The organism is Bacillus sp. AR2-1, assembly GCF_008368755.1.
Classification (GTDB): domain Bacteria; phylum Bacillota; class Bacilli; order Bacillales; family Bacillaceae_G; genus Bacillus_A; species Bacillus_A wiedmannii.
This window is the reverse complement of the sequence record NZ_QORY01000025.1, coordinates 16,312-35,828: the sequence shown is the minus strand read 5'-3', so window position 1 is coordinate 35,828 and position 19,517 is coordinate 16,312. Positions and strand designations below refer to the sequence as shown.

Sequence of the window (19,517 nt, the reverse complement as noted above, 5' to 3'; positions counted from 1 at the left end):
TTATCCTGCTATTTGTGGGCTAATCATGAGTAGAGATGCCCACTCATTAGAATTTCACTCTATCCTTCCACACATACATACGCATTAGGTGAATGACTATCATTCAGTTTTCCTCAAAAATGAACCTACCTTTTCAGACAGGTTCATCTTACTACTTCTTTATATGTAGTGCATGTGTTAAAAAATCTAGTACTTCTGCCTTTTGTAGCTCGACTTGCTCTTCATCTTTATGATCATATAAATAAACTTGTTCTGCTGCTGATTCAACAAGGGCGATAAATAACTTCGCTGTTCGCTCTGCGTGAACCGAATCACGAATTTCACCAGCTTCTTTCGCCTTACTTAAAAATTCGCTTAGCCACATATAAAGAGGCTCATACACAGCTTCCCATTCTTTTATATGTTCTGTAGATGCAAGACCCGCATACATTAAAGCTTGTATTTCACGATATTCCGCTATAAAGTGAAACACCGCATCTATTACTTGCGTCACTTTACTTGAGAAAGGCGCATCATTTTGCACTTTTTCTTTCACTGCAAGTATCATCTTTTCAACCATCACTTCTGCTATTGCAGGCATAACAGATAACTTAGAAGGAAAATATAAATAGAAAGTTCCTTGTGCAATGCCAGCCAATTTCACGATATCAGAAATCTTCGTTTTTTCAACGCCCTTCTCCTGAAACACTTCAATAGCTGCATAGACAATTTTTTCTTTTTTATTCATCATCTAAACCCTTTCACACACATATTGAATGACTGTCACTCATTTTATAAGATAATCGATTGTACTGTCAATGATAGTGAATTCTAAGAGGAAATCATTTTTTAATAATAAAAATCTCCTAATAAACCATTAGGAGATAAAATACAATATATCTTTAAGAAAGAGCCTTCAATCCTGTCACTCCGCATACAATAAGAGCCACACTAATGATACGTGCTTTACTTTTCGACTCACCAAATAGGAACATGTTTAATAAAACGGCTCCTGCTGTTCCAATACCAATCCAAACCGCATACGCGACACTTACTTGTAAAAATAAGAAAGATGTATACAAGAATGCAAAGGATGTAGCAAACCCGCCTATATAAATCGCGCCATTTGCTAACGTCTTTTCTTTACTATACATTTTCAGACCGATCACACCGACTATTTCACTAATTGCAGCACAAAATACGAAAAACCAACCCATCTTTAAGCAGCTCCTTCCACAGTTTCTTCTTTATTATCAGCTAACTTTAAACCGATAACGCCAGCTACAACCATCACGATAAAGAATAACTTTCCTACACTGAAACTTCCGCCGAAAAGGAATACATCCATTAAGAAAGTCCCTACCGTACCAGCTCCGGCAAAAATGGCATATACAGTGCCTGTCGCAAGATGTTCACACGCTTTAGAAAGGAAGTGAAAATCAACAGCGATAACTCCTAAAATAATAATCCAATGCCACCAAGTATCGGCTGTATTAAAACCAAACACCCAAAAAATTTCAAAAATACATGTTAATATGACATATAACCAAGCTCTATTTTTCATACCTCTCACCTCTTATGACTGACTATCAGTCATTTTTGTTTTAAAAAAATATACTCCTTCATCACTACTATATATAAAGTGAAACTTTAATCAGTGGGGGTTTTGTTCATCCCCCACTGATTATTAGTTGAACCAATCGGGCTTTTACGGGCAGTTGATCCTCCACCTAACTTCTTTGCTTCCGCTGAATTTTGAGGTTTGGGTCTTACTGCCCGTTAATGCGGGATAAACAACTATCATCCTCATTTACCATTATATTTGTTCCATTTCCAAGCTAACCGCATTCTGCCACACGAAAATGACTGAATGTCATTCATGTATATATTGTACATGAATATTTTAAAAACTGTCAATGCCGAAAGATTATTTAAAATTTCTTTCATCCGATTTGTATATTTCCTAATAACCTGTCAATACTGCTAGTAACATAATATTTTCTCCACTCCCCCTTGGAGAGATCCCTTTAATAGAGCAGTTAGCTTGTGCTAGTTGCTCTTTTTATTTTTCATCTTTCATAATCCAATTCAATCGCATATTCACTTGATCCAAAATAAATATTTGCTTATGCAATACTATCACGATATTCCTCAATATGAATTCCCGAAAAGTCATTTCAGATTCATTTTAGATCTGATTTTCTTCGTTCTAAATCCGTAATAAGTTGTTTAATTTATTCAGATTTCAAGATGCACATCCTTTTCTACAAAATAGCATTTTCATTCGATTCCCATTTCACTTTTTTGTTCTACAATTCGATATGCAATATTTCATATTTCATTATCGCAATATCACTTTATTAACCATCTTTTTATATAAATGAGTTCCTATTATGCGTTAAATCAACATTTGTAATTTAATTCCTTATTTAAATCATCTGGATTTTATTTTTAAACACTATATTCGGATAATTATATTGGAATTTCCTGTTCTACACATCCAAATACATCTTGTGTATTATATAGGAGAAGAGTAATTAAAAGACTTACTCTTTGCTATTGAGGGAAGAGCCTGAGAGCCATATCAGGCTCTTCTTCGTTTATGTACCTTGTATTAAGATGCGATTTTCAGTAAAAAATCACATTCAAGAAATCATAATTTATCTACTATGAAAATATAAACACTAAATTTTCACATCCAATTTACCGAGCAGTTAGCTTTTGCTAGCTGCTCTTTTTTATTTTCCAGCACACTGTGAGATTAAATCCATTTTTATCATATATATGTTTTCTATTTATTTTCCAAAGAGGCTTTGTATGCAATAATTTTATTCTCAAGCATCTTTTCTGTAATGACTAAGTTTTCTCTTTGAATCTGAATAGATTTCCTATGATCTTCTAGGAGCTGTAAACGAGCTTCGGTTGTATGCTCCCCTTCTAAATATAACCTAGCGTATTCTCTTATTTTCGCTATTGGCATTTGCGTTTGTTTTAATTTCATGACAAACTGCAACCACTTTATATGTGACTCTTCATACATTCGATTCCCATTTGTATCGCGATTTGCAATTAATATATTTTCTTTTTCATAATAACGTAGTGTATGTGTACTCACTCCTATTAATTTAGCCGCCTCGCTAATTGTGTACATACTCTAACTCCCTCCACGTGCTTACCCGCATATATTTTATAGCCTTATCAACTTCATAAAAAATATTTGACTTAGAGTATACTCTAACAAATAAAATCTAACCATAATACTTTTATTTGAACTTAGGGGGATTTTATATGAAATACACTGTTATTACTGGTGCTAGTTCTGGAATTGGCTATGAATCGGCTTTAGCCTTTGCAGCTCGCGGAAAGAACTTAATACTTGTAGCTCGAAGACAAGAAGAATTAGACGGATTAAAATTAAAAATTAACGAAATGAATCCAGAATTGGATGTTGTTATTCGAAAAACGGATTTATCTATCACGGAAAATGTTTATAAGCTGTATGAAAGCCTACAAGCCTTTCAAATTGAAACGTGGATTAACAACGCCGGTTTTGGTAATTTCGCCTCCATTGCTGAACAAAATTTAAATAAAATAGAAACGATGTTACATGTAAATATAGAAGCACTAACAATACTCTCCTCTCTTTTCGTTCGAGATTATTCAATGGTTGATGGCACACAACTTATTAACGTTTCATCAGGCGGTGGATACACAATCGTTGCTGATGCTGTTACGTATTGCGCTACGAAATTCTATGTAAGTGCATTTACAGAAGGTTTATCTCACGAATTGAAACAACAAGGTGCAAAACTGCAAGCAAAGGTTTTAGCACCTGGTGCAACTGAAACAGAATTTGCAAAACGTTCATTTGATATTGATGAGTTCCAATACGATAATGTTGTACCGAAATTTCACACTGCAAAACAAATGGCACAATTTATGCTTGATCTTTACGATAGCGATAAAGTTGTAGGGCTTGTCGATGGTTCTACTTATAACTATGAGCTTAAAAACCCCATTTTTAATTTTGCAGTAAGAAAAACGAATTCAAGTTCTTAATTTCTCCTAAAATAAAAAGTCCCACTATTAATCAAATAATAGTGGGACTTTTTTCTCTCTGAAAATTTCGCCCAACATATCGAATCATCGCCACCTCATCACAATAATCAACTTTTGGACAATGTCTACAATCGATCCATACTTTCTCAGGTAACGCCTCTCTATTCACAAAATCAAACCCGCACTTTTGAAAAAATTCCGTTTCATATGTTAAAGAAATGACTCTACTCACTTTTATTTTCGCTGCCTCATTTATTACATGGTTCACTAACATACGCCCGATTCCTTTCCCTACATATGTATGCGAAACGACTAATGACCGGACTTCTGCAAGGTCCTCCCCTAACACATGTAAACCAGCAACTCCAACGATTTCTTCTCCTTCTTTCATAACATATAAGCATTGTAAATATTGATAGAGAGATAAAAGAGAACGCGGTAAAACAACTCCCTCTTTTGCATAAACTTCAATGAGACTATAAATTTCTTTCACATCACTCGTAACCGCATTAAAGATTTTCATATTATATCCCCTTGTCCCCTATATTAATATTTATAACCTAAAATGAATTTTAATACATAATTTTATATAATAATACATCTCTCTTTTCTCCCCGTCAATCACTTTATACAAACAAAAAACCAAGCAATCTAATCGATGCTCGGTTCCTCATTTCGGATCGGTAATACTGTCGAATATTTAATTTCACGAAGTGCTAAACTCGTCTGTATCCTTGTAATACCAAGCTTATTCAGCTTTCTAATAAAATGCTCCAGCTCTTTACGATCACGATTTGCAACTTTTAATAAATAATCATACTCTCCTGTTAAACAGTGACACTCTAACACTTCCGGCATCGATTCTAATTCTTTTTCCAACACGTCAAGTTTATCCGATTGATGAATATTCGTACTCATAAAAATGAAGCATAACAAATCAAAACCAAGCTTTTCTTGATTTAAAATGGCTACTTGCTTATCAATGAACCCTTCTCCATCTAATCTTTTTATTCTCGCATGCATCGCAGCTGGTGATAAATTAACGCGTCGCGCAAGCTCTGCATTACTTACTTGAGACTCCTTCTGCAATATATCTAAAATTTGTACGTCTAAATCATCTAACACTTTAATAACAGATGACTCCATTACAATTCCCCCTTTTTTCTTACCGATGATTATTCGAAAAAACACACCCTAACTTATTCAGAACTAAACCTTTTATTGTAAAGGGTATCTAAAACAAAATATTTTATTGACTTTTAACCATTATACAAAAGAATATATTACATAATAAAGAAAAATGCTAAAATTATTTACAATTCACATTGATTACAACAAAGGGGATTTTAGTATGCCTTATTTTTATGTCTTTTTACTATTACTAACGAGCTTATTATGGGGAGGAAATTTCGTCGTTGGAAAATCGCTCGTTAATCACGCGTCTCCGATGACACTTACAAGTTTAAGATGGATGATTGCGATCGTTTGTTTATTACCGATGGTTTGGTTTAAAGAAAAGAAAATCATTCCACCTCGTGCTGCAATACTTCCGTTAGTACTAATGGGGATTTCAGGGGTCGCTCTTTTTAACATCTTTCAATTTCTAGCACTAGAAAAAACATCCGCAACGAATGTAGGGCTTATTTCTACATTAAATGCGATTTCAATTGCACTATTTTCTGTCTTATTTCTAAAAGAAAAAGTAAATACACTTCAAATCCTATCCATGGTTCTTTCATTCTTTGGGGTTATTCTTGTCCTATTAAAAGGTAACTTTGCACTTTTATTTTCACTACATTTTAATAGCGGCGATTTATGGATGATTGCGGCTGTGTGTATTTGGGGAATCTATTCTGTTTGTAGTAAATGGGCAACAAAAACAACTACACCGCTCATGGCAACATTATACTCTGGTATTTTCGGCGTTATTCTATTACTACCATTTAACATAGGGAGCTTCACTGTTACAAACATAAATACTTCTTTCCTAACATCACTTTTATATACTGGGCTTATTTCCACAGTTCTTTGTATGGTGTTTTGGAATATTGGCGTGCAAAAATTAGGAGCTACGACATCCGGTATTTTTCTAAACTTCAATCCAATTTTCACAGCTATTTTAGCATTCCTTTTCCTCGGAGAAGAACTAACGTGGATACAAATTTTCGGGACAATGATCGTTGTGACGGGATGTTATTTATTTTCTCATTTCAAAACGGTTACTGTTCAGCCAACTAGAGCTTTAATGCGAAAACATTCTTAATCAAAAACATCGCCATCAAGGTGGCGATGTTTTTATTTACCTTTCATTTCTTTCACATACTGCTTTTCTTCTTCTGGCGATAAACGTTCCGTCGCTTTGCCGGTATCTCCACCTTGAATTTCCCACAAAAAGTTATGCTCCTCAACTGTTTGTGAAAAATCTCCTTTTTCCCATCTATTTATAATAGAAAGTAACCTCGTTTTATATTGAAAACCTATACTATTTTCAATATCTTTCTTTACGCTATAAATTTCTTTTGTTGTCATTTCTACAAATCCCCATTTCTCAGAGGATTTTACCTTTTGGTGTACCATTTTGTGCATAGTAGAAATAATTTCACCTTCGCTAACTCGTGGGGCTTCTTCTGCAACTTTCTTCTCCTTTTCGTTTGCCACTCGCTCAATTTGAATATTTTTATTCTCTTTTTCCACATATGCAAGCAATTTCTTTCCGCCAACTATAGACGTGATAATTACTATAATTGTAATACATATGCCTACAATCCATTTAAAAAGCATTAGCTCTTCATCGCTTCCTTAACAATATGACTATCTACATACTGCTTAAACTTCACGATTTTTCCGTTCTCCAGTTGCCATACATGAACAAACTCTGCTTCAAATGATTTTCCCGTTTCTTTATAAACTCCTGAATAAACACCTTCAGCAATAATTACATCTTTTCCGTTTACTTCATGGTACATATTTACACTCGCCTTAAAATCATCCCATTCTGATCCTAATCGGCTAAATACATTTTCCATTATTGCTTCTACACCTATATAAGTTCCCCCGTATGGGAATCCTTCTGCCTCTGTCCATTCTACTTTTTCAGAGAGGGCTTCTGCTAAATGTTTTGCATTCGAAGAAGCTGATCCTTCATACGTGCTTCGAATAATTTCTAAATTTGATTTAGGCATGTTACTTCCTCCCGTTTTATTTATTTTTTACACAAGTCGTAACCACCTCAGTTACAACCTGTGTAAAAAAATATTTATATTGTTTTATTCTTAATCAACTAGTTGTAATCATTATAGTTACAATTATGATTCAAGTCAACAATTTATAAATAAGTTTACTTCGCTTTCATTACTTTCTCTTTTACGAAACGATCTACATATCCTTCTGCTTTTACAACGAATAAATACGCACCCATTGCTAATAATGCAAGATCTAATTCATACCCTGGATTCTTTCCATCTCCTAATAAACCTGCTGCTCCATTTACCTTTACGATAGCCCCAGCTAAAATAAGAGCGAATAATAGTCCTACATATCTTACGCCTAAACCGATAATTAATAATATACCACCAACTAATTCAACTGTTGCTACGCCGTATGCAAGACCACCTGGTAAGCCGATGCTTGTAAACCATCCTGCTACGTTATCGATACCTGATTGAAACTTCGCTAAACCGTGCGCAAAGAATGTCACTCCTAACACGATACGAATAATTAAATTCCCAATATATTGGTTCATTTTGAACTCTCCTTTTTGTTTTGTTATGGTGAACTTTTATTCACAAGTCAAAACAATACGGTATTTCATTTCATTCGTCAAATACTTTTTTTAAGAAAACAAAAAACATTATCCCTTTTACGGATAATGTTTTCCTACAGAATAGTGCTAATTCAAGCTTTTACTCTATTGCACAAAAAAGTTGAAACATTTTTCCAGCGCCAACATACGGCAATAAAGACAAGTCCTCTTCTACAACCATGCCAACAACATTCACTTTCTCATCTTTAGGCAAATCATGTGTGGCAACTTGCATCTCTCCTGCATATCTACCGTACAATTCATTATCAATTGTAATGCTGCCTTTCTTTCTTGCAATTGTATGCATCGGCTTTAAAATCACTTTATTTCCTTCTCTTGATTCAACTGAACGAATGACATCACGAGCTGGATCTAGTCTATTTGTATGCACTCGCTCCACCACTTTTAACACTTCACTTTTCTCTATCAATGGCTCGTATCGCAGCGGAATAATTCCTCTACTCGCACTCGCTATCTCTTGTACACTTTCTATACTTCCGCTTATATCCCCGATTAACACCTTATCGACACCACAATCTTGTACAAGTTCTAAGTACGCTTCAAGTGGGCGCATATTGCGGTGCTTTTCTAACGTTGGTAAACCTTCACATAGCGGACCACGTTTTTCACCATCTCCCGGAATAAATGCCATCGTTTTTATTCCGCACTCATGTAAGTATTCGTTTTGTTTTTGTAAAAAGGACTTTGCTAGTCCTGTTTCTGGACGCGGATAAAAATTATGCCAAGCTTCTACATTCTCTACTTTTATATTTTCTATGATTAACTCTTTCCAAAATGAATCTGTAATCGTACTCGCATTTAAAGCTACTTTCATTTTATGAGATACGCGTACGATTTCTTTCGGCGTGATGCCGTAGTCCATTCTTAAGCCTGTAATGCCCCAGTCTAATAGCTCCTCCACATTTTCATACGTCATCCCTAAATGATGTAACGATTTTGGAGAAACATCGACCATTAATTCCATTTCATATTTGAGCGCTTGTTTCCCAAGTATTTGAATTAGCTCTTTGTACGTACCAGGATCATCTTCAGGAATGTGAAGTGATGTAAAAATAGATGAAAACCCGTTTTCCTTCGCTACTTTTAGCCACTCTTCTTGCTTCTTTACTCGTTCTTTTGAAAGATAAATTGAAACTCCTATCATATGAATCTCCCTTTCTATGAATAGAAAAAGAGAAAGGAATCCCTTTCTCTATATGTTTTCTGCCATTTCTTCTTTAAAGCCAAAGAAGTACGTAAAAATGAATCCGAAAGTATATGCCACTACTAATCCAAGGAAATATAATAAATATTTATTATCAGCAATTAACGGAATTAATGATAACCCTGATACACCGATTCCGAGTGCGGCTGTTTTCATAACTGCTTGGAATGCACCGCCAACTGCTGCACCTAAACAAGCTGTAAGAAACGGTTTCCCAAGTGGTAATGTAACCCCGTATAATAGCGGTTCGCCAATTCCTAAAAATCCAACTGGTAATGCACCTTTAATTACGTTACGAAGTCGTTTGTTTTTTGTTTTTACATAGATGGCAATCGCTGCTCCTACTTGCCCAGCGCCAGCCATTGCTAGTACTGGTAATAAAGGCGTTACGTGCGTTTGATTAATAAACTCCATATGAATTGGTGTTAAACCGTGATGCAATCCGACCATAACGAGAGGTAAAAATGTTCCAGCAAGTACTGCTCCCGCAAATGCGCCGCCAATACTTAAAATACCATTAATTCCGCTTGTAATTCCTTCAGATAAGAAACCTGCTACCGGCTGAATGGCTAACATCGTTACAATACTTACGACTAACACAGTAATGAGCGGTGTCACGATAATATCAACTGCATTTGGCACTGCTTTTCGAACTTGTCTTTCTACTACAACCATAAGCCATGCTGCAAAAATAACTGCAAACAATCCGCCCCGTCCGGGTACGAGCGCTTCACCAAATAATTTTACATTCGCCATCGCCGGGTTAAAAATTAAAATACCCGCAATCGCCCCAAGAACTGGTGTCCCGCCAAATTCTTTCGCTGTATTCCAGCCGACTAAAATTCCTAAGAATGTAAAGATACCGCCACCAATGAGTAGTAGCATTTGTAGCCACGTTGCATTCGGATCAGCACCTGCGTTTTTCGCAAAGTTAGCGACCCCGTTTATAATTCCTGAGGCAACAAGACCTGGAATTAACGGAATGAAAATACTTCCTATTTTTCTTAAAAAGTTTTTCACCGGTGTATTATTTTTCTTCTTAATCTCTGACTTCATTTCTTGCCCAAGGTCTTCAAGGTGATGATCTGCCACCTCACCGATTCGCAGTCCCGTTAAACCTTCCATTTCAGCTGCTACTTTATTTACTGTCCCTGGGCCAACAACAACTTGAAGCGTCTCATCTTCAATAACGCCCATAACCCCTTCAACCTTTTTCAAAAGGTCCATATTCGCTTTACTTTCATCATGAAGCGTTAATCGCAGCCTCGTCATACAATGAGCAATGCCACGAATATTTTTTACTCCCCCAAGTTGCTCTGATATTTCTTTGGCCATTCTCTCTTCTTTCTTCATAATAGAATCCCCATCCCTATTATTTTATAGTGCCTTCTTTACAAACCCTTTCGCTTCTTTTAATTTCTCCAGTGCTTCCCCATACTCACACTGTAGTAACACCATAACAATCGCAGCTTTCACATTACGTTCTGCTTTTTCATAACACTCTGCTGCTATCTCATAGCTCACACCTGTTGCTTCCACAATAATGCGTTTTGATCGTTCTACTAACTTTTCATTTGTAGATTGAACATCTACCATTAAGTTTTTATATACTTTCCCCACACCAATCATAGAAGCTGTTGAAATCATATTAAGTACTAATTTTTGCGCTGTACCAGCTTTCAAACGCGTTGAGCCTGTTAAAATTTCCGCGCCTGTTTCTACTTCCACATTTAGTTTTGCATATTTACTTATTTCAGCATTTTTATTACAAGAAATACTCGCCGTGCTCGCTCCCACGCTAGCCGCGTACTTCAAACCGCCAATTACATAAGGAGTTCGACCACTTGCCGCAATTCCAATCACTGTATCTTTCTCGTTTAATCCAATACTTTTTAAATCTTCTTCTGCTAACTCTTCGCGGTCTTCTGCACCTTCCACCGCCTTAGTAAACGCTTTCAATCCACCTGCTATAAATCCTTGTACCATTTTATCATCTGTGCCAAATGTCGGCGGACATTCCACCGCATCCAAAATACCTAAACGGCCACTCGTACCAGCCCCAATGTAAATTAATCGTCCCTCATCTTCAAAGGATTTAATGACAATCTGTACAACCTTTTCAATTTCTTCTATTTCATTTTCAACTGCTAACGCAACAGTTCGATCTTCTTCATTCATACTTTGTAACACTTCTTTTATACTCATCTCATCTAAATTCATCGTCTTCTCATTACGATGTTCTGTCGATAAATTTTCTAACATATTATCACCTGCTTTGAAATTTAATTTCATACTTTTATTATAACTTTAAGAAATTTAAAATCAATATCACTTTATTATTTTATGAAATTTTATTTCTTTTCATGACGAATTTATCCCACTTTAACTGGCAGTAAGACCCCCACCTCAAATTCAGCGAAAACAAAGAAGATAGGTGGGGGATCAACTGCCTGTAAAAGTCCGATTGGTTCAACTAATAATAAGTGGGGGATGCCCCCCACTTATTAAAGTTTCACTTTATGTCAGTACGCAAAAAAAAGATGGGTTTCCCCATCTTCTCATTTTAACTTCCGTAACCGTAGAGCTTCTTCCCTTGTCTCCATAAATTGATCCAGCACTTTATTACCAATACGATTAAAAGTAATCACATATAAAGCATCAATCATATTCAGCTGTGTCATTCTCGAAGCAATACTCGCAATACGATGATCTTGCTCTACATCTGGCATACAAAGACGAATATCCGCTTCTTTATATAAAGGTGATGATTGGTCAAGCTTTGTAATCGCAATAACTGTTGCACCTTGTCTCTTCGCATATTGCGCCATTTCAAGTACATCTTTCGTACGACCAGATGTTGAAATGGCAACAAATATATCGCCCTCTTTTAAATTCGTCACAAGCGGCAACATCATATGAAAATCTGATAGCATCATCGCTGTAAATCCGAGCCTTGTAAATTTATAAGCCCCGTCCATCGCAGGAGTAGCTGATCCGCCTACTCCATAAAATATAATTTTATCTGCATTTACAATACGATCTGCAGCTTTCTCAAGTTCCTTTTTATCTATCGCAGTAACGCTCGCCTCAATTGCAGCTTTATTCACATACGTAACTTTATTAAACAAATCATACGGTCCATCTTCCGTATTCATAACTGAAAAATCATTAATATTATAATCAGCAATCGTCAATTCACGAACGAGCGCGATTTTAAATGCTTTAAAGCTTCCGATTCCAATTGACTTACAAAAGCGAACAACACTTGCTTCACTCGCGCCTGCATTCGTTGACACTTCTTTCGTCGTTAAGTTCGGAACAATCTCTGCATTCTCCATTATGTACATGGCAACCTTCTTTTCAGCTGGTGAAAATTGATCCATATTACTTTCAATTTTAAATAGTAATGTTGAAGCTTTCACTATTTAACCTCCACTTCTTACGGTTGCGTTTATTCTCTAATATCATTTACATCGTATAGATAAAAACCATCATTACCAGGTGGATGGTGAACAATTACAGTTCGATCCCCTTTTTTATATGACGTTATTTCACCTTCAGATCGCTGTTTTTCCCATCCATGTATCCAAATTGCAAAGTCAGGTACAAAAGCAGTATAATTATAGTCTTTCGGGTTTTCGTCTTCTACATAGGAAGAAAAAATAGAAACAGGAAAGTCTTTCACTTTTGACTCTTTCCATGCAGTAAATGGTATACATAGCGCAATAAGTATGATTATACCGATAACCTTCCCCTTCGTAATCCTCACACATTTTCTCTCCTCGACTTATCATATACGTAGATTTTACCATAATTACAACCTATTCACGCTATATGACTATTGCTTTTTTCCAATAAAAAAGAGCTTACCTACATCAGATAAGCTCTTCCTCTCTATACAAAATACTTCTTCAAAAGCGGCGGCGTAATAATCGTCGTTAATATAACAACAATAACAATCGCTGTGAAATTTTCTTTCGCTAATAAATTCGCCGCAAGTCCATTCGCTGCGATAATAAGCGCCACTTCTCCGCGCGAAACCATCCCCGCACCAATACTAATAGAAGATTGAAGGTTGAACCCTGTCAGTCTTGCTCCTAAACCTGATCCGATTAACTTTGTAAAAATTGCAATAAGCGTCATGATGATAATGAACCAAAGTTGGCTTCCGATACCTTGAAATGTAATTTCCATTCCGATACTTACGAAGAACACCGGTACAAATATTGCATAAGCAATCGGTTCAATTTTATGTTCTACTTCGTGCTTATACTCTGTTTGCGAAATGGCAATTCCAGCTGCAAATGCCCCAATAATACCTGCGATCCCCATCATTTCACTGTAATACGAAAATGAGAAACAAATAATAAGAGCTGCACTAATTAACGCTTCTGTTACGCGAAGTGGTACGAGCATTTTCATAATCCATGGAACAACTTTCCAAGAGATGAAAACGATACTGACAAAAAAGATAATTTTCTTTGCAATGACAAGCGTTACATTTACATCTTGTGTACCTAAAAAACTCATCACAAATGCTAATAAAATAACAACAATTACATCATCAAATACAGCTGCCCCTAAAATCGTCGTACTTTCTCTCGTATTCATTTTCCCTAAATCTCTTAGTGTTTGAACAGAAATACTAACGGAAGTGGCACAAAGTAATAACCCTAAAAAGATCGCATGCGACTGTAACATTCCGAACGCAAGTCCTGCTAAATACCCACCAAGGAATGGGAAAATAATTCCTCCCATCGCTACTGCGAATGCAGATTTCAAATTTCGATTTAACTCTTCTAAATCTGTTTCAAGTCCTGCCATAAACATAAGTAGTAAAACACCAATTTCACTCAGTTCATCAATGAGTTCAGAACTATTAATAATACCAAGCACAGCCGGACCGATAATAATACCAACGATTAATTTACCAAGTACAGAAGGCTGGCCAAGCCTAACGCTAATATCACCAGCTAATTTCGTACAAAGTAAAATGACGACAAGTTCAAAATAAAATAACATAACATCTTCTCCTACTTTATAAAGTAAAACTTTTATGAGTGGTTTTGTCACTCTGTTAACCCTCGTCCATTCCTGCCAGTAGTTTCCCCTATTCATTCGCATTTTATTTGTCACATTTTTATTTGACAAAATATTCTGAATTATAATAAAATTAATCCAGCAATTTTAAAAAACAACCTACCATAACTGTACCTCCATTTACTTACATACTCTTTTCTAGTGGGCTCATACTATATTCGCAGTTATGGAAATGAAAAAACGGGGGGAGAGTCCAAAGTGAAGTCATTATTACGAAAAAAACCGCTTAGTACTGAATCACCACGGCAGTTAGATAGAACCTTAACTGCACTTGATTTAACATTTTTAGGAATTGGCGCCGTAATTGGGACAGGGATCTTTGTATTAACAGGTATTGTCGCAGCGAAACATTCTGGTCCTGGTATTATGTTATCATTCCTTATTGCTGCATTTACTTGTGCTTGTGTAGCCTTTTGTTATGCTGAATTTGCTTCTTCTATTCCTGTCTCAGGAAGTGTGTACACTTACGCATATATGACAGTCGGAGAAGTCGTCGCCTTCATCGTCGGCTGGTGTTTAATGCTCGAATATTTACTTGCAGTCGCGGCAGTAGCTGTCGGTTGGTCTGGTTATTTACAATCTTTACTACAAGGATTTAACATCCATCTGCCCACCATAATAGCCTCGGCCCCTGGCGTAGGAAAAGGCGGTATTATCGATTTACCGGCTGTTTGTATTTTACTACTCATTACGGGACTTTTAAGTTTCGGTATACGCGAAAGCGCACGCATTAATAATATTATGGTTCTTATCAAGTTAGCTGTTATTATCGCCTTTATCGTAGCAGGGGCAAAATATGTAAAACCTGAAAATTGGACTCCGTTCATTCCATTCGGATACGACGGTATCATTACTGGGGCTGCCACTGTATTCTTCGCCTTCTTAGGCTTTGATGCAATCGCAACCGCTGCAGAAGAAACGAAAAAACCACAGCGCGATTTACCAATTGGCATTATCGGTTCCCTTCTTATTTGTACTGTTTTATACATGATTGTATCTTTCGTTTTAACAGGTATGGTTCCGTATACACAATTAGATGTTTCTGATCCGGTTGCGTTTGCCTTACATTTCGTTGGCGAAGATACAATTGCAGGACTACTCGCTGTTGGGGCGATGACTGGAATGACAACCGTTCTCTTAGTCGTTATGTATGGACAAGTTCGCGTTTCGTATGCAATGAGCCGCGACGGTTTACTTCCAAAAGCGTTAGCACGTGTGAATAAAAGAGTAAAAATCCCTTTATTAAACACGTGGATTACTGGCGTTGTGTCAGCTTTATTAGCAGGACTTTTAGACTTACATTTACTAGCGAATTTAGTAAACATCGGTACGTTAACAGCATTCACATTCGTTTGCTGCGCTGTACTTATTTTACGAAAAACACATCCTGATTTAAAACGTGGATTCCGCGCACCTTTCGTACCTGTATTACCAGTTGTTGCAATTCTTTGCTGTTTATATTTAATGATCAATTTGTCTAAAACGACATGGATAAGCTTTGCAGTTTGGCTTCTAGTCGGCTTATGCTTCTATTTCTTCTACTCTAGAAAACATAGTCATTTAGCTACTGAAAAAACAAATGATGAAAAGAAAAAAGCATAACAAAATAGCTCGCCGATAAAACGGCGAGCAACCTTCATGTCTGATTATTTTTTTTCGTTAACGATTGTAAAATGAAAAACATGCCGATGCAAGCTGTAAACGATGCCCAATTTCCTATCGGTGTGGCGTATTTAAAAACGCCAATACCTACAAGCAATAGGAAAATAATCACCTGATATATAAGCTTCCACTTTTGCATATGTTCCCTCCTTTACTTCGTTCCCTTCTTTTTCTTCTTCCATGCATTTAAACTATCAAAGAAGAAGTTAATAAATAACGTGCCTAAACCCGCTAATAAAAACGTCATTAAAAATAGAACCCATATACTTTTCTCTTTTAAGAAATAATATCCTACAAGGAGCACAACCGCGATCCATACATATTCAAGAATTCTTTTTAGCTTTTTCTCTTCCAAATTATTCGCTCCCTCATACTATGCTATTTTTAGTATAACAAAAAAGAAGCCTATCATGATAAGCTTCTTTTTCTTCTCTCTTATTTGCTTATGCTTTTTTCAACGAGTGAAATCGCATATTCTATCGTACGATTCATCGTTTCTACTTGTGCATCTTTTACTTTCGCATCTTTTAATACAGCTTCTGCCACTGTAATTTTTTGACTCAATGATTTCACTGAACCGTCCGTTACATTTGCAGCTTGCGCTTTTTTCACTACTGCTTTTGCAGTTTCAATATTGATTTGTAATTTTTCTTTCAGTGTTTTCGGTTGTTCTTCTGCTACTTTAGATTGTACAAATGTTACATTAGCTGTTTTTAATTCGTTATACGCTTGAACGATTTGCTCTCCAGTACTTCCTACATTTTCAAATGCTTGCTTTGCAGTGTTATAGCTTTTCTCTAGTGCTTGAAATGCTTCCTTTGAATATTGACCTGGTTTGTCACCAAACTCATACGTACCAGCTAACACTTCTTTCACTTTCCCAAGCTCTTCATATAACGCGTTTACTTGCTCTAATTTTGTACGATTAGAAAACTCATTATACGCTGCTAATACTTCTGAAGAACTTAATGCTTTACTATATAATTTTGCAAGCGCAATTTGTCCATTTAGCGGTATACCACCATTCCCATTACTATCAGGGTCTGCCCCAAGCGCAAATGGTACGTTCGGGTGATATACTTTCCCTGTAGCTGGTTGGCTATTTACTTTTTTACCATCTACGTAAATTGCTACTTCACTTCCGTTATACGTTCCTGTTAAATGGTACGTTTTATTAGCCTCTAATTGAACGCCAACACGTTTATAACTTCCACCAATATGAGCCCATAATTCTACATAACCACTTCCTGTAGATTCAAAACCAATTCCGCCGCTCTCTGTATTTTGTAAAATACCTTGTCCGCGAATTTCATTCATTGAAAACACAGTTTCTAATGTAAATGTATTTGCTACTTTCTCTTTTTGTGCTGCTGAAAATGGAAGGTATCCAAATGTATTTGCTTTTCCGTTTAGCTTCATAACATTCTTTTTCAACACTTTATCATATTCAATAGTCACATTACCCTTAACATCACCTTTTGTACCAAATGATGAATTGTCTTTAAATGTACCATCTGCAAAGTTTACATCAAAAACATCCGCCTTTGGTACTTTCACATTCGGGTCAATATTATCTTTTTTCGTAGTAATCTCTGCCGTTAATGGTTGTACACTTTCGTTGCCGAATGAATCGATCGCAACGACTTCCAGTGTATATGTTTTCCCGCCATCTAGTCCTGCAAGCGTAAATGTCAGTTCTTTCGGCACTGGATCACGATAAAACTCTGAGAATGCTAACAATTTATTCTTTATTTCTCCCGTTTGCTTATCTCTCGCTTGTACACGGTAAGAATGAACAAGAAGGTTGTCCAACGCTTGCTGAAATGTTACTGTTGCTGCATTTTCTGTTACATTTGATACCGACAACTTCGCATCTTTTGCAAAGTATGGCTTTTCTTTATCACGATCTTCTACATGTGTAAATGTGTCTTTCTTTGATGGTAATTTAATTTTCCAAGGCTCGCCTGTCCAAGAATTTGTATGGAAATCACGGCGATTAATCGTTACTTCTTTATCATCTACTTCTACTAATAAACCTTGGCTTAATGTACTAGCTCCTGACGGGATATTTCCTTGTACTTTACCACCTTCAACCTCCATATAACTTACTGAAGATGTGCCAACTGATGTAAAGTCTTTTTGATGAATCGATCTTGGATCATCTAACGGATAATGTGAATGACCTGAAAACGTAATAACTTGTGGGTATTGTTTTAATACCTCATTAATTTTCGCACTATCTTTTGTTCCCCATTCTTGGCTACCGTATACTGTATCTTTAATATGTTGGTGTAAAAATACGAAAATCGGCTTTTCTGGATCATCTTTTTGTGCCTTTTCCATTTCTTCTTTTAACCAATTAATTTGTTTATCTGAATAATATCCATGAGTTGTCCCGTCCTCTGGAGACATAACAAGGAAGTGATAACCCTTTACCACGTTATGATAATAAATTGATTTCATACCTGTTTTTTCTAAGAAACGCTTCTGCGCTCCTTCTACAGATAAACCGTTCCAATAATCATGATTGCCTAGAGAATTCATTCGTACCGCATCTTTATTTGCATTTTCATTATATACTTGCATGAAACGATCATATTGTTGTACCGATCCTGAATCAGTAAAGTCTCCCACAATTACGAACGCATCTTGTTTAGGTGCAAGTGTATTAAGTTGCTCGATTGCTCGTTTCCAGCGAAACGTATCATCCGTTCCACTATTTTTAATATGTACATCACTTACGACTGGAAAAACGATCTTCTTCTCACTTGGTGCCTTTTCTTGCTTCTTCTCTTCCGCTTTGACTGATGTACTCCACGGAAATGATACGAACGCTAATACAAAAACCATTAATAATCCAATAAGGCCTTTTACTTTTCGTAAAATAGTTCTTTCCACGTGAATCCTCCTCATAATAATTGATTCATTACAAGGGCTATTTTATCTAAAACATATTAATGCCGTTTAAATAACAAATTAATTTTATTAGATTTTTGTAAATATACAGTTAATTAGAAGTTAAGTCCAACATTCCTCGTACTATTGTATACAACCACCTTTTGTCTAAAAGAGTCTGATCATTCTTTTCCTATGACTATTCACATATAATCTTTTCTATAACACTAATGATAAATTAAAGTTTAAGCCTATTGGACAATCTTAATTTTTAACATTTCCTTCTTTTTTAACACATCGGCCATGCTTCTACATTTAATAGTAGTAAAAGACAACTTAAAAGGAGGGGGTATATTGAAGAATAAAAGAAATATTGGCTGTTTCGCTCCTTTATCTATTATTTGTCCAGACCCTTGTCCACCGCCCCCTCCCCCAAATCCAAATTGCGAGCGAGTAACTAATGAATTTGCAGGGAATTTCCTCATAACTAATAACACCATCCCATCTGCCAAAGGTGCATTACAGTCAATGATACTATGGCAAAGTGATGGGATACTACTTATATCAGGTAATGTCTCGGTTTACAATAGTACTAGCAGCACAGAAGCAATTACAATTCAAATCACTGGAGCAGTAACTAATGTTTTCACTGTGTTTCCTGGTAATACAATATCGTACACAGGAAAAGACTTAGAGTCAGTCAGGATTATCAATATACAAAGTAATCCTTCACTATATTTAGAAGGTAAGTACTGTTGCCAATTTACATGTTGCTTATAGAATACCAATTTCATT

At 36.1% G+C, this 19,517-nt stretch carries 22 protein-coding genes; 4 read left to right on the top strand and 18 right to left on the bottom strand.

All coding sequences use genetic code 11. The annotated features are described in order from the left end of the window. Positions 1-151 precede the first annotated feature (151 nt). The 4 genes from DT250_RS25515 to DT250_RS25495 form a co-directional block, all read right to left on the bottom strand. Positions 152-730 carry a TetR/AcrR family transcriptional regulator gene (locus tag DT250_RS25515; RefSeq protein WP_149213892.1) on the bottom strand — a complete coding sequence of 193 codons (579 nt, stop codon included), beginning with the start codon at positions 728-730 and terminating at the stop codon, positions 152-154. A 151-nt stretch (positions 731-881) separates the two neighbouring features. Further along, a complete protein-coding gene (locus DT250_RS25510; protein WP_000539678.1) occupies positions 882-1,196 on the bottom strand; it encodes a DMT family transporter in 315 nt (104 codons plus the stop codon). A 2-nt stretch (positions 1,197-1,198) separates the two neighbouring features. Continuing rightward, positions 1,199-1,543: a DMT family transporter gene (locus DT250_RS25505; protein WP_000796014.1), complete on the bottom strand. Its 345-nt coding sequence runs from the start codon at positions 1,541-1,543 to the stop codon at positions 1,199-1,201. A 1,227-nt stretch (positions 1,544-2,770) separates the two neighbouring features. Then, positions 2,771-3,130, bottom strand: coding sequence for a MerR family transcriptional regulator (locus DT250_RS25495; RefSeq protein ID WP_149213891.1), 360 nt, complete (start codon positions 3,128-3,130; stop codon positions 2,771-2,773). 137 nt (positions 3,131-3,267) lie between these two features. Between DT250_RS25495 and DT250_RS25490 the strand changes: the two genes are divergently transcribed. After that, entirely contained in the window at positions 3,268-4,038 is a 771-nt protein-coding gene (locus tag DT250_RS25490; RefSeq protein WP_149213890.1) for an SDR family NAD(P)-dependent oxidoreductase, read from the top strand. 31 nt (positions 4,039-4,069) lie between these two features. On the opposite strand, the gene DT250_RS25485 is transcribed toward DT250_RS25490, so the two are convergent. Then, entirely contained in the window at positions 4,070-4,561 is a 492-nt protein-coding gene (locus DT250_RS25485; RefSeq protein ID WP_149213889.1) for an N-acetyltransferase, read from the bottom strand. A 128-nt stretch (positions 4,562-4,689) separates the two neighbouring features. Continuing rightward, positions 4,690-5,184, bottom strand: coding sequence for an Lrp/AsnC family transcriptional regulator (locus DT250_RS25480; RefSeq protein WP_000446101.1), 495 nt, complete (start codon positions 5,182-5,184; stop codon positions 4,690-4,692). A gap of 205 nt (positions 5,185-5,389) precedes the next feature. Between DT250_RS25480 and DT250_RS25475 the strand changes: the two genes are divergently transcribed. After that, the gene (locus tag DT250_RS25475; protein ID WP_149213888.1) at positions 5,390-6,301 is read left to right on the top strand and encodes a DMT family transporter; all 912 of its coding nucleotides are present in this window, start codon (positions 5,390-5,392) and stop codon (positions 6,299-6,301) included. 32 nt (positions 6,302-6,333) lie between these two features. On the opposite strand, the gene DT250_RS25470 is transcribed toward DT250_RS25475, so the two are convergent. The 9 genes from DT250_RS25470 to DT250_RS25430 form a co-directional block, all read right to left on the bottom strand. Continuing rightward, positions 6,334-6,819 carry a PRK06770 family protein gene (locus DT250_RS25470; RefSeq protein ID WP_149213887.1) on the bottom strand — a complete coding sequence of 162 codons (486 nt, stop codon included), beginning with the start codon at positions 6,817-6,819 and terminating at the stop codon, positions 6,334-6,336. Next, a complete protein-coding gene (locus tag DT250_RS25465; protein ID WP_088062071.1) occupies positions 6,819-7,220 on the bottom strand; it encodes a nuclear transport factor 2 family protein in 402 nt (133 codons plus the stop codon). The genes DT250_RS25470 and DT250_RS25465 overlap by 1 nt, the downstream gene beginning before the upstream one ends. Before the next feature lie 155 nt (positions 7,221-7,375). Next, positions 7,376-7,780 (bottom strand): DoxX family protein, encoded by a 405-nt coding sequence (locus DT250_RS25460; RefSeq protein ID WP_001077749.1) that lies wholly within the window; start codon positions 7,778-7,780, stop codon positions 7,376-7,378. Positions 7,781-7,940: 160 nt separating this feature from the next. Next, a complete protein-coding gene (locus DT250_RS25455; RefSeq protein WP_088608448.1) occupies positions 7,941-9,005 on the bottom strand; it encodes a DUF871 domain-containing protein in 1,065 nt (354 codons plus the stop codon). Positions 9,006-9,053: 48 nt separating this feature from the next. Next, positions 9,054-10,418, bottom strand: coding sequence for a PTS transporter subunit EIIC (locus DT250_RS25450; protein WP_098133073.1), 1,365 nt, complete (start codon positions 10,416-10,418; stop codon positions 9,054-9,056). Between the two features lie 24 nt (positions 10,419-10,442). Next, the gene (gene murQ, locus DT250_RS25445) at positions 10,443-11,327 is read right to left on the bottom strand and encodes an N-acetylmuramic acid 6-phosphate etherase (protein WP_088062067.1); all 885 of its coding nucleotides are present in this window, start codon (positions 11,325-11,327) and stop codon (positions 10,443-10,445) included. A gap of 296 nt (positions 11,328-11,623) precedes the next feature. Beyond that, complete coding sequence (locus DT250_RS25440; RefSeq protein ID WP_000648163.1) at positions 11,624-12,487, bottom strand: MurR/RpiR family transcriptional regulator; 864 nt, start codon at positions 12,485-12,487, stop codon at positions 11,624-11,626. A gap of 29 nt (positions 12,488-12,516) precedes the next feature. Continuing rightward, the gene (locus DT250_RS25435; protein WP_098133075.1) at positions 12,517-12,834 is read right to left on the bottom strand and encodes an outer surface protein; all 318 of its coding nucleotides are present in this window, start codon (positions 12,832-12,834) and stop codon (positions 12,517-12,519) included. A 125-nt stretch (positions 12,835-12,959) separates the two neighbouring features. Continuing rightward, positions 12,960-14,183 (bottom strand): cation:proton antiporter, encoded by a 1,224-nt coding sequence (locus DT250_RS25430; protein WP_052767423.1) that lies wholly within the window; start codon positions 14,181-14,183, stop codon positions 12,960-12,962. A gap of 180 nt (positions 14,184-14,363) precedes the next feature. Between DT250_RS25430 and DT250_RS25425 the strand changes: the two genes are divergently transcribed. Beyond that, on the top strand, positions 14,364-15,767 hold the full coding sequence (locus DT250_RS25425) for a branched-chain amino acid transporter BcaP (protein ID WP_088608446.1): 1,404 nt from the start codon (positions 14,364-14,366) through the stop codon (positions 15,765-15,767). 34 nt (positions 15,768-15,801) lie between these two features. Here the strand turns inward: DT250_RS25425 and DT250_RS31830 are convergent, their stop codons facing one another. The 3 genes from DT250_RS31830 to DT250_RS25415 form a co-directional block, all read right to left on the bottom strand. After that, on the bottom strand, positions 15,802-15,966 hold the full coding sequence (locus DT250_RS31830) for a hypothetical protein (RefSeq protein ID WP_075312097.1): 165 nt from the start codon (positions 15,964-15,966) through the stop codon (positions 15,802-15,804). Positions 15,967-15,978: 12 nt separating this feature from the next. Continuing rightward, positions 15,979-16,182, bottom strand: a complete 204-nt coding sequence (locus DT250_RS25420; protein WP_000391504.1) for a hypothetical protein — start codon at positions 16,180-16,182, stop codon at positions 15,979-15,981. Between the two features lie 80 nt (positions 16,183-16,262). Next, positions 16,263-18,725 carry a LamG-like jellyroll fold domain-containing protein gene (locus DT250_RS25415; RefSeq protein WP_142293435.1) on the bottom strand — a complete coding sequence of 821 codons (2,463 nt, stop codon included), beginning with the start codon at positions 18,723-18,725 and terminating at the stop codon, positions 16,263-16,265. Between the two features lie 351 nt (positions 18,726-19,076). On the opposite strand from DT250_RS25415, the gene DT250_RS25410 reads away from it, so the two are divergent. Next, positions 19,077-19,502: an S-Ena type endospore appendage gene (locus DT250_RS25410; RefSeq protein ID WP_088608443.1), complete on the top strand. Its 426-nt coding sequence runs from the start codon at positions 19,077-19,079 to the stop codon at positions 19,500-19,502. Positions 19,503-19,517: the final 15 nt, after the last annotated feature.